Source organism: Wandonia haliotis, from assembly GCF_039523435.1.
In the GTDB taxonomy this organism is placed as follows: domain Bacteria; phylum Bacteroidota; class Bacteroidia; order Flavobacteriales_D; family Crocinitomicaceae; genus Wandonia; species Wandonia haliotis.
Window position 1 is genome coordinate 710,827 of sequence record NZ_BAAAFH010000022.1, and the last position, 11,403, is coordinate 722,229.

Genomic DNA, 11,403 nt, shown 5'->3' on the forward strand with positions numbered 1-11,403 from the left:
CGTTCTCAATATTATGAAACAACTTACGCTATTACTTTTTTTATTTCTGTATTTTGGTGCCTATACTCAAAATGGATGTTCAACATGTCTGTCTATCGAAGAGGCTCTTGAACGTCCAGAAAAAGTAACACACCTTATTCTTAAAAATCAGGGGCTAGATCAGTTTCCTGAAGAAATCAAACACTTTAGCCAGCTTATCTACCTAGACTTAAGTGGAAATGATATTCAAACTTTCCCGGAAGACTGGGAGTTCAACCCTATATTATCCGAAATCAATCTTCGTAATAATATCGGTTTGATGAGTAGCAGTTTTTTCGAATTTGCAAAAAACATGATTCAGCTTGAAATAGTAAATCTTGAAAACTGCAACATGTATCAAGTAAGCTCTCGGATCTCACTTATTAAATCCGTTCGGGAGCTCATAATTTCAGGTAACAAACTCAAAACAATTCCTCAGGAACTGGAAATGCTTCCTAAGCTTGAAAAATTGATTCTAAGTAATAATGAAATAGAAGACATTCCGTACACTCTTAGCAACCTATGGGAATTAAAATATCTGGATATCTCGAAAAATGAATCGATGAAGTTATCCGGAATAATGAACAGTATTAGCACGCTTGATCAATTACATACATTACTACTTTCCATACAAACAGACTCCTGTAATCTGTCAAAATATTTTAGAGAGATCTCTCCCAAACGGGTAGAATTTATTAATAGCTCCTTTGTCCGGATACCATCTCCGCTTTTTCAGAATCCAAATATCAAGGAATTACGTTTTAACAATTGTTCCTTTGGAAATTCAACCGAACAAAACAATGATTTAAAAAAGATGAGTAACCTAAGTTTACTTGAATTTTTTAATTGTTCATCCCTCCCCCTTCTCAAAGAACTAAAAAACATTGATGAACTGTTCATTTATAATTCAGACGGATTAGCTACAAAAGATTTAATAGGATTAAAAACACTAAACAAACTGAATCTTTCCGGTCAACAAGTTACAAATGAAGAAAGAAAAGAACTAATGACTAGTTTGCCTCAAACTGAAATCACTTTCGCTCCTCAAATTGTAGATCTTTCAATACCACCGAATAAGAAATCCTTATCTTCATCTATGAGTAACAACTACTCTGTAAATAGTAACCAAGGTAAAACGATACAACTTCAGTATAGTCATTTTACTATTCCCGAAGAAGCCTTTGTTACTAGTGCTGGTGAAGTATATGATGGAGATGTCAGTATTGCAATAAAAGAATATTCAGACCCGATCTCCATGTTTTTGGAAGGAATCCCCATGATATTTGACAACTTGGGAACCACTGAAATATTCGGTTCAAATGCTATGATTGATTTCAGAGCTTCAGACAGCGTCGGCAATGAACTATTCCCCAATGAAATCCAACCAATTACAGTCGAACTTATAGACCGACAACCCGAAAACAGGGGTGAATTATTCTACTTAAATGACACTACCCGTGCCTGGGAGAGAGCTCCTGAAAATAATCTGATAACCTTTAATAATGCAACCATAAATTTGAAGCATAAAATTGATTCAATTATGGCTATTCCCGATCATCAATTGGTGAATATTCAATCTATCCCGGTCATACTCCGTTTAAGATCTAAAACGAAAAGGTTAGATCCTTCAGAGCTCGAATTTGATATTTATGTAAACAACGATCTTATACGAAACGGATATAAACAGAAGTACAACAGGGTATATTTTGAAACAAATTTTGATCAACAATTTATTTCTAGGCACACCTGGAAACTTGACACAATCATGACTCCGGATTTAAAAAACAAACTATCGGAAATTAGACGAAATCAACGTCTTCCCAGAAAAAAAGAGAAGAAAAAACGAAAAAGAACTAATTATATCTACAGTTCAAGATCTCTTAAAAATTTAAGTATAGTACCTGATTTTGACAAGGATCATTTTGTCTTGAGTTTTGATTACAAAAATGAAAAAGTACAGCTCCCAGTCTATCTTAATAATTCAACAACGAATAAAAAAATGATTGATGACCAACATAAATTTTATATTCAATACTTAAAAAAACAAGCCCAGGAAGAGAGATACCGAACACGTATCAATGCGGCTAAAGCAGCATCTCTTAAACATTACGCAGAGATCTCACGCTTGTCCCGTATCCGTTCAATTTCATACTCACGTTTACCCGATTCGGTCAGAAATAGCTACAACTCCATGCCTACAACATCTGAATCCCTAATAGACAGAGCCGAATTTGGTTTAACCCGATTCGGAACAGTTAACATTGATTACTTTTTCAAAAATCCACCAGACTATTTTGTCGCAATGGAAGAATCACTGATTAACACAGATAAAGATAGTATACATATACCAAATGAAGTATCACTCATCCTACCTTCTACAAATACATATATAAATGCTCCGGCCCAATATATCCCTTATTACACCAAACAGAAAATGCTTGTATTGTTTAGGTCTGATGAAGAAAATATACACGTTGGAAAAATTGTAAATAACGAATGGGTTGTTCATTCATTCTCTATAAATGGGCTAAGCAGTAAATCAATAAAAAACAAGATTTTATCTTTCCGGTAAATGAAATTTCCTTTACTTTCTTTTTTATTTATTACTCTGTTGGGTAATGCACAAACCAACAAGTTTAATCAACTTGTTGAGGGTATAATTGATCAAAGAGACAGTATTATTCTCATTAAGAAAGCCTCAGCTTCTACAGTCAATTTTAATCCTTTAAGTTATGAGAAAACCGGATATGAGAAACTCGAAATCTTATTACTAAACTGGTTTTCCGACGAATCTAAGAATAGACAATTTGACCTTTCCCGAAGTCTTCTTCTTGATCAACTGGCAAGAATTGGGAACCTGACCACTTCTAACTCCTATTATAATGGGAAACGACTTTCCATTCCTTCAAGAAATATTAATCGTGTAATCCTTAGGTCTTCACTTACTTACAGAATAACTGATTGTTATGCATTCAGTATTCCGTTAGTCAAGAATCCTGTCAGAAAATTTTATTATGACAGAAAAGGCAACCCGAATGAACTCAATCTATTTCTCAGACCTAAGAAATCTGAAAAAGGAGAAATTGACTTGGAACCAATTCCACTAGAACTCTATTCCGAAGCAGAAATCCTCAAACTTCTGATAAAAGAGTCCAAAAAGAAAGGAATCAATAAAAAACTAAAAACCGGAGTTTATTATGTCAGCGGAATTTCAATTGTACCTGACAAAAACAGTTTTCATAAAAAGAAAATTCCCCGTGCACGTATATTCGTAATTCTGGGAGCAAAACGCATGCACAAACTCAAAAAATGAGTTAACGGCATACAGAGGAAAACTTCAACAATTAGCCAATTTTATTTTCTTCGGAAGAAAATGCGAATCGGAACACCTTCAAAATCCCAGTTTTCCCGAATTCTGTTCTCCAAAAATCGCTTGTAGGATTCCCCGATATACTGTGGAAGATTACAGAAGAATGCAAATGCCGGTGCATGTGTCGGTAACTGCTGGATATATTTGATCTTAATGTATTTTCCTTTCACAGATGGAGGCGGGTTGCCTGCAATGACTTCCTGCATTACTTCATTCAACTCACTCGTAGGTATACGTTTAATACGATTTTCGTACACACGCATAACTGTTTCCAGGGTACGGTGAATCCGCTGTTTAGTTACGGTAGAAGTAAACAGTATCGGCACATCATTAAACGGCGCCAACTCTTCCCGTATTTTATCTTCGTATTCCTTGGTAGTTTTGTGGTCTTTTTCAATCAAATCCCACTTGTTTACCAAAACAACGACTCCCTTATGATTCTTCTCTGCGATATAGAAAATACTCAAATCCTGCTTTTGAATTCCTTCCGTTGCATCTAACATAAAGATACAAACATCTGAATTTTCAATCGCACGAACTGAGCGCAAAACCGAATAATACTCAATATCCTCGTGTACTTTACTTTTCTTTCTGATCCCTGCCGTATCGATCAACATAAAATCAAAACCAAAAGAATTGTATCGGGTGTTAATGGCATCCCGGGTCGTTCCTGAGATATCCGTAACAATATTTCGGTCTTCTCCCGTAAGTGCATTAATCAGTGAAGATTTACCCACATTAGGTTTTCCTACAACTGCCACCCGGGGAATATCCGGTTCGTCCATATCAGCAGCCTTGTCAAAATGCTGCACCAACTCGTCTAACAATTCACCGGTTCCGGAGCCATTAACGGCTGAAATATCAAATATTTCACCAAAACCAAAGGAATAGAATTCAGAAGAAAGTCCGATACGTTCTGTATTATCTACTTTGTTAGCAGCAATAAAGACCTTCTTTTTTGACTTTCTCAGCATTCCTGCTACTTTTTCATCAAGATCGGTAATTCCGGTCATCACATCCACAACGAACACAATAACATTTGCTTCATCAATAGCGATTTCGACCTGTTTACGGATTTCTCCCTCAAAAATATCATCCGATCCTTTTACATATCCTCCGGTGTCGATCACCGAAAACGGAATGCCATTCCACTCCCCTCTTCCGTAGATACGATCACGGGTAACACCACTCACTTCTTTGACGATGGCCTGATTGGATTCCGTCAGACGGTTAAACAAAGTCGATTTTCCGACATTCGGACGACCTACAATAGCTATAATGTTACTCATGATTTGTATCCGTATTTTTTCAGTTTGCCCTCCGAAGTTCTCCAGTCTTTATCTACCTTAACAAAGGTTTCAAGGAAAACTTTCTTTCCGACAAATTTCTCAATATCCAGGCGGGATTCTTTCCCGATTCGTTTCAACATAGAACCTCCCGCACCAATAATAATTCCTTTTTGCGAATTGCGTTCCACAATGACCTGTGCACGTATGTGCACCATCCGTTCATCTTCTTTATACTCTTCGATTTCAACCTGACTCGAATATGGGATCTCTTTCTGCGTATGTATAAAGATTTTTTCGCGGATGATTTCAGACACAAAAAAGCGCATCGGTCTGTCACTGATCTCTTCCTTATCAAAATAAGGAGGAGATTCGGGGAGCAATTCTATAATTCGCTGCCACACCTGATCCAAATTGAACTTATGTAATGCGGATACAGGGAGCACCTGTGCATTCGGAAGTTTTTCTTTCCAGTACTCGGCCCGCTGTACAACTTTATCCTGATCACCAAGGTCAATTTTATTAATCAGACAAATCACCGGTTTTTCCAGTTTTCGGATGGTTTCCAGTGTTGCCTCATGGTTCATTTCGTTCTCAAAGATATCGGTAATGAACAGAAGAATATCCGCATCTTTCAGGGAAGACTCTACAAATCCCATCATGGCTTCATGCAATTTATAAGCTGCATTTACCACCCCCGGCGTATCCGAGAAGACAATCTGGTAATCATCCTCATTCACAATCCCATGTATCCGGTGACGTGTAGTCTGTGCTTTCGAAGTAACGATTGACAGTTTCTCTCCCACCATAGCATTCATCAATGTAGATTTCCCGACATTAGGGCTTCCTACAATGTTTACGAATCCTGCTTTATGCTTTTTATTCTCTTCCATTTGCGCCTGCAAAGATACGACGAATTTGGTTGGGGCGCAATTCAATAGGTTAAAATAGCTTCTTTTTCGTAGTATCTTCTTAACAGAAAAGAAAAGTTTTTTTCAAATAAACTTGCAGGAACAAAGAAAACTCTCTATATTTGCACTCCCGTTTCGATACAACGGTAACGAAAATAAGGGATAAAAATAGAATATATAAACGCACTATATTGCGGGGTGGAGCAGTTGGTAGCTCGTCGGGCTCATAACCCGAAGGTCGCACGTTCGAGTCGTGTCCCCGCTACAAAAAAGAAGGTCAACTGAAAAGTTGGCCTTTTTTGTTTCTATAAAAATCATCCGCCATGTTCGTAACCTACGTTCTTTACTCCAAAAAATACGATAAAATCTACATCGGATATACAGCCAATCTCATTGATCGTTTTCATTCACACAACCAGCTCGCAACCAAAGGACACACACTAAAGTTCAGACCCTGGGAAGTTGCCATTGTCGTCTTTTTTGATAACAAAAGGGGTGCTATGAAACATGAAAAACAACTCAAATACTCCAGAGGAAGAGCTTACATCCGACAACAGATACAACAATTAATTGACTGACGAAATCCGGGCTCATATCCGTCTGCTGACGGACGCACGTTCGGAGGTAGAACCTTGTAAATTGTGGGTTCAGTAGCAGGCAAAATGGTACAGATGGGAAATTAGTTATCCTCTGCTACTAACTTTTTATTAATTTCAACGCAAATAAAGAGTACGTCGTGCGCCAACGCCATCAAATAAGGAAGTATGGGATGCAAAGGGTATTCATTCCCATCAGCACGGTTGGGAGGATTGGTAGCACATTGCCGGACTGTTGAATGTTTCGCCCGGGAACTTGTTGATTGAAAAAGAATAGCATTAGAGTAAACTATGAATGGTGTAAAAGAAGCTGCGAATTTTATCTGGTCGATTGCCGACCTGTTGCGTGGAGAGTTTAAACAAAGTGATTACGGAAAAGTCATTCTGCCGCTTACCGTTCTGAGACGATTGGATTGTGTGCTCAGTACCACAAAAGAAGCGGTACTCAAAAAGAGCGAGCAGATGAAAGGGACAAGTATTCAAAATCTTGACCCGGTATTGAACAGAGCGGCCGGCTATAATTTTCACAACCGAAGTAAATTCGACTTTGATAAACTAATTGCTGATCCGAATAACATTGCTGCCAATCTTCGCAACTACATCAATGGATTCTCTGAAGATGCACGTGAAATCATCGAGCAGTTTGAATTTGATAATCAAATTACCAAACTGGATGACAACAACTTGTTGTTCATGGTACTGAAGCGTTTTCAGGAAGTGGATTTGCACCCGGATAAGGTATCTTCCATGGATATGGGCTATATGTTCGAAGAACTCATCCGAAAGTTCGCTGAATTATCGAATGAAACGGCTGGGGAACACTTTACTCCAAGAGAGGTTATCAAGTTAATGGTTAATCTTCTCTTTATGGATGACCGTGAAGCACTAACCCAAAAAGGAATTGTAAAAACCATCTTTGATTGTTGTGCAGGTACGGGTGGTATGTTGTCAGTGGCAGAAGAATATCTGCAGGAATTAAATCCGGACGCTCGCCTGGAACTTTTCGGGCAAGAGCTGAACCCAGAATCGTATGCCATCTGTAAATCAGATATGTTGATTAAGGGCCAAAACCCGGCCAATGTGAAGCGCGCAAACAGCTTGAAACGCAAGGAAAGTGATAAACAAAAGCCTGACCAGTTCATCAACCACAAGTTTGACTATTTGATTACCAACCCACCTTTTGGTGTGAAATGGAAAAAGGTAGAGAAGGAAGTGAAAGAGGAACATGAAGAACTAGGTTTTGGTGGTCGCTATGGCGCCGGATTACCTTCCGTAGGTGACGGTTCATTTTTGTTCTTAATGAACCTGATGAGTAAAATGAAAACCAAAGAGCAAGGTGGTTCACGTCTGGCGATTGTCTTCAATGGTTCACCACTCTTTTCAGGTTCTCCCAGTTCCAAAAAGAATGAAAGCAGTATCCGACAATGGATTATTGAAAATGATTTATTAGAGGCTATTATCGCGCTTCCTAATCAGCTTTTCTACAATACCGGAATCAGCACCTACATCTGGATTATTTCCAATCACAAGCCCGGGAAACGTAAAGGCAAAGTACAACTCATCAATGGTGTAGACTTCTTCCAGAAGATGACCAAATCTCTTGGAGATAAACGAAACGAATTGAACGATGACCACATTGCTCAATTGACAAAGTTATACGGCGATTTCAAGGAAACTAAACACTCCAAGATATTTGACAACGAAGATTTCGGTTATTCCAAGGTAACGGTTGAACGACCTGAGCGAAACGCAAAGGGTGAAATTGTTATGGATAAAAAAGGGAATCCAAAGCCAGATAGCAGTTTACGAGACTCTGAAAACATTCCTCTTAAGGTTGATATTGATGAATATATGCAGAAGGAGGTTTTACCTCACGTTCCAGATGCTTGGATAGATGAATCCAAAACCAATGTCGGGTACGAAATCAACTTCACAAAGTATTTCTATGAGTATAAGCCGTTGAGGTCACTGGAAGAAATTCGTGCGGATATACTCGCATTGGAAGAAGAAACAGATGGGCTAATTAAAGAAGTGATTGCGTAAAATGAAGAAATACGATTCGTATAAGGATTCGGGAATTGAGTGGATTCATGAAATCCCCAATCATTGGAATGAATCCAGATTGAAGTACTTGTTTTCATTTGGAAAGGGGTTGTCAATAACTAAAGAAAATCTAGTAGACAAAGGTATTCCTTGTGTGAATTATGGCGAAATACATTCAAAATGCGGCTTTAAAGTCAATCCTGAAATTGATACATTGAAATGTGTTCCTGAAGAATATTTGAATAAATCAATTAATGCTCTTTTAACAAATGGAGACTTTGTTTTTGCAGATACATCTGAGGATATAGAAGGTTCAGGAAATTTTACGCATTTGGATGGTAATATCAATGTATTCGCTGGATATCATACTGTAGTCATGAAGCCTTCGCAGATAATAAATTCAAGATTCTTTGCGTACCAATTTGATTCCTTAGAGTTTAGAAGTCAAATCAGAAGTAGTGTTAAGGGGATTAAAGTTCTAAGTATTACCCAATCAATATTGAAAAATTGTTCAATTTGGATTCCATCAATACCAGAACAAACTGCAATCGCCAACTTCCTCGACCACAAAACCGCTCAAATTGATGATTTAGTCCGAAAAAAAGAAAGACTGATTGAATTACTCAAAGAAGAACGAACCGCAATCATTAATCAGGCTGTAACGAAAGGTTTACACCCAAATGTACCCATGAAAGATTCGGGAATTGAATGGTTGGGTGAGATACCAGAGCATTGGGAGGTCTGGAAAATAAGTCATGCATTTCCAAATATTGGTAGCGGAACAACTCCAGAATCTGGAAATCCAGTATATCATGAAAACGGGACCATAAATTGGTTAAATACTGGAAACCTCAATGACGGTTTTCTACAATCATGTTCAAAAAAGATTACAGAAAAGGCTCGAGAGGATTATTCTTCATTGAAAATTTATCCACCTGGCTCTTTGGTAATTGCAATGTATGGTGCAACTATTGGAAAAACTGCAATTGTAGATTTTGAAACTACTACGAATCAAGCTTGTTGTGTTTTTTGTAAAGGGGAAATTATTGATTTGAAATTCCTTCAATATTGGTTTAAAGCAAAAAAAGAACATATAATATCCCTTTCTGTTGGTGGAGGTCAACCAAACATAAGTCAGCAAATTTTAAAGGATATTCGGTTAGGTGCACCATCGTTGGATGAACAAATTCAAGTGGTTGAGTATTTGGAAGTAAAAGATAATTTCTTTTCAATGCTTGAAAACAAACTTGAAAACGAAATTGAACTATTAAAAGAATACAAAACAACCTTAGTAAGTGAAGTAGTTACTGGTAAGGTGGATGTTAGGGTTGAAAAATTGAATGGATAGGGATTCGAAACGGCAACAGAAGCAATAAACGAAACCATTTCGTGAATTTAAGGATTGAAATCTTATCTTAGCAAACCTATTATCTCATCCTCAGGTACATGGATCGTCCGAAAGCCTGTTGTAAAATATTGATTTTAGTAGAAAATGAGTCTTTTACCAACTATAAGAATTACAGAATTTCTAGATGATATAGTTTCTGGAGGAACCACTAGACCAATGCTCGTTATTGGAGAAAATGGTAAAAAATATGTTCTTAAAATTTTCAGTAAAAGGGATGCCTCTCAAAGAAGTTATACCGTTGCTGAAGTATTGGCTAATATTTTAGCTAAAGAATTTGATTTAAACGTTCCTGAAGGAGTTTATATGACTATCGATAAATCTTTATTAAAATCTATTGAACAAACACAACCAGAAATTTACAAAAAATTAGAGGAAAAGGAAACCGATAGAATTTTATTTGCCAGTTTGTATTATGAAGGATATCCTACCTATTCTCCCGTAAACAAGGATAAATACTTAGACCTTGATGAGTTTGAGTCTATACTTGCATTTGATATGTTGATAGCAAATGACGACAGAAGAAAAGATAAACCAAATATACTAAGAGGCCCGGAGCATTATTTATTAATAGACCATGAAAAAGCATTTGAAGGATTATCCGTCCATTTAGAAAATATTAAAAGAGCCATACTTCCTCACTATTTCACAAAACACCTGTTCTACAACAAGTTGAAAACTGAGAGTCTGAAAGCACAAAATATTGTTAATTTTGAAACGTTTGAAGAATATTTTCGTATATTAAAGTTGGATAGGGTGGAATTAAATGTTGATTTTCTTATTGCCAATGGATATGATGAAGACGAATGTAAAAGTTGGCTCAATTATTTATTTTATCAAAAAGAAAATTATCGTACATTTGTCGCCCTCTTAAAAAAAAGAATTCGTGAGTAAATCCTTTTCATACAGCATATTAACCTATAAACACTCTCTTTTTTTAGGAGAGGTGTTAAATGTTGGTATTCTGTTGATTTTCCCGGACGATCACCTCATAGAATTTCGCTACCCAAAAAAAATAAACCGCATTAAAAATCTGTATGCTGATTTCAATGAAGCATTGATTAAAGAATACCTGAAAGGCTTTGAATCAAAAACAAGAAATCTGCACAACAAGTTAGATAAATATGTTTTTGGTTATCATGATTTAATTTCTGAAAATTTACTTGTAGAAGATGCTTCGGCCTTACAGTTTGAATCCTTCCGGTCGGGAATTTATTATACAACTCCTGAGGAAGTCATCAAGCGTTATACAGACCTTGTACTGGGCGATTATAATTCTGATACCATTGGTACCCGGCATAGAATTACAGAAGACTCTTTAATTCAAAACATCAAATCAAAAATCATCGAACTTAACCCGTCTTCAAAATCACACTTAAAGTTTGACGAAAACCGCATTTTAAAAAACAAACACATTGCATTTAAGTCTGATTTTTATTGGAAAAACGGCGTCGTTAATTATGCTAAAGCAGTAAGTTTTGATGTCGCAAAAGAAGCAACAATAATTGACAAATCCATCCTGATCAACGGGAAATTACGTCAATTAGAAAAAACCAGTTATAAAAATGCGCACATTGACTTTATCATTCAGGAGCCTTTGAACGCTGATTTTAATGACGCTGTAGAGGAAGCTAAATCAATATTGCGTGAAAATAGGATTGAAAAAAGGATTTTCACCAATTGGAATGAATACAGTGTATTAGTAGCGAACGACATTAAACAGTTCTGATCTACTCCGACAAAATTCAATATCAAAAAGTTAATTAGTTTTGTG

General features: G+C 36.8%; 9 protein-coding genes and 1 tRNA gene. 8 read left to right on the plus strand and 2 right to left on the minus strand.

Annotated features, from left to right (window positions below; all coding sequences use genetic code 11):
• Nucleotides 1-13 precede the first annotated feature (13 nt).
• Complete coding sequence (locus tag ABDZ97_RS15915; RefSeq protein WP_343790079.1) at nt 14-2,590, plus strand: leucine-rich repeat domain-containing protein; 2,577 nt, start codon at nt 14-16, stop codon at nt 2,588-2,590.
• Nucleotides 2,591-3,331: a hypothetical protein gene (locus ABDZ97_RS15920; RefSeq protein WP_343790082.1), complete on the plus strand. Its 741-nt coding sequence runs from the start codon at nt 2,591-2,593 to the stop codon at nt 3,329-3,331.
• Between the two features lie 41 nt (nt 3,332-3,372).
• On the opposite strand, the gene der is transcribed toward ABDZ97_RS15920, so the two are convergent.
• Together der and era are read right to left on the minus strand one after the other, a co-directional pair.
• Nucleotides 3,373-4,677 carry a ribosome biogenesis GTPase Der gene (gene der / locus ABDZ97_RS15925; protein WP_343790085.1) on the minus strand — a complete coding sequence of 435 codons (1,305 nt, stop codon included), beginning with the start codon at nt 4,675-4,677 and terminating at the stop codon, nt 3,373-3,375.
• Complete coding sequence (gene era, locus ABDZ97_RS15930) at nt 4,674-5,567, minus strand: GTPase Era (protein WP_343790088.1); 894 nt, start codon at nt 5,565-5,567, stop codon at nt 4,674-4,676. The genes der and era overlap by 4 nt, the downstream gene beginning before the upstream one ends.
• 210 nt (nt 5,568-5,777) lie before the next feature.
• Between era and ABDZ97_RS15935 the strand changes: the two genes are divergently transcribed.
• The 6 genes from ABDZ97_RS15935 to ABDZ97_RS15960 all read left to right on the plus strand — a co-directional run bounded on the left by ABDZ97_RS15935 (nt 5,778) and on the right by ABDZ97_RS15960 (nt 11,358).
• Nucleotides 5,778-5,850 (plus strand) — tRNA-Met (locus ABDZ97_RS15935).
• A 58-nt stretch (nt 5,851-5,908) separates the two neighbouring features.
• Nucleotides 5,909-6,163 carry a GIY-YIG nuclease family protein gene (locus ABDZ97_RS15940; protein WP_343790091.1) on the plus strand — a complete coding sequence of 85 codons (255 nt, stop codon included), beginning with the start codon at nt 5,909-5,911 and terminating at the stop codon, nt 6,161-6,163.
• A gap of 309 nt (nt 6,164-6,472) precedes the next feature.
• Entirely contained in the window at nt 6,473-8,224 is a 1,752-nt protein-coding gene (locus ABDZ97_RS15945; RefSeq protein ID WP_343790094.1) for a type I restriction-modification system subunit M, read from the plus strand.
• Between the two features lies 1 nt (nt 8,225).
• On the plus strand, nt 8,226-9,572 hold the full coding sequence (locus tag ABDZ97_RS15950; protein WP_343790097.1) for a restriction endonuclease subunit S: 1,347 nt from the start codon (nt 8,226-8,228) through the stop codon (nt 9,570-9,572).
• Nucleotides 9,573-9,716: 144 nt separating this feature from the next.
• Complete coding sequence (locus tag ABDZ97_RS15955) at nt 9,717-10,523, plus strand: HipA family kinase (RefSeq protein ID WP_343790100.1); 807 nt, start codon at nt 9,717-9,719, stop codon at nt 10,521-10,523.
• Nucleotides 10,516-11,358, plus strand: coding sequence for a DUF3037 domain-containing protein (locus ABDZ97_RS15960; protein WP_343790103.1), 843 nt, complete (start codon nt 10,516-10,518; stop codon nt 11,356-11,358). Before ABDZ97_RS15955 ends, ABDZ97_RS15960 begins: the two co-directional genes overlap by 8 nt.
• Nucleotides 11,359-11,403 lie beyond the last annotated feature (45 nt).

Excerpts from the sequence above, each read along its gene's own strand:
- ABDZ97_RS15915 (WP_343790079.1), top strand. The coding sequence starts at position 14 with ATGAAACAACTTACGCTATTACTTTTTTTATTTCTGTATTTTGGTGCC.
- ABDZ97_RS15920 (WP_343790082.1), top strand. The coding sequence starts at position 2,591 with ATGAAATTTCCTTTACTTTCTTTTTTATTTATTACTCTGTTGGGTAAT.
- der (WP_343790085.1), bottom strand. The coding sequence starts at position 4,677 with ATGAGTAACATTATAGCTATTGTAGGTCGTCCGAATGTCGGAAAATCG.
- era (WP_343790088.1), bottom strand. The coding sequence starts at position 5,567 with ATGGAAGAGAATAAAAAGCATAAAGCAGGATTCGTAAACATTGTAGGA.
- ABDZ97_RS15940 (WP_343790091.1), top strand. The coding sequence starts at position 5,909 with ATGTTCGTAACCTACGTTCTTTACTCCAAAAAATACGATAAAATCTAC.
- ABDZ97_RS15945 (WP_343790094.1), top strand. The coding sequence starts at position 6,473 with ATGAATGGTGTAAAAGAAGCTGCGAATTTTATCTGGTCGATTGCCGAC.
- ABDZ97_RS15950 (WP_343790097.1), top strand. The coding sequence starts at position 8,226 with ATGAAGAAATACGATTCGTATAAGGATTCGGGAATTGAGTGGATTCAT.
- ABDZ97_RS15955 (WP_343790100.1), top strand. The coding sequence starts at position 9,717 with ATGAGTCTTTTACCAACTATAAGAATTACAGAATTTCTAGATGATATA.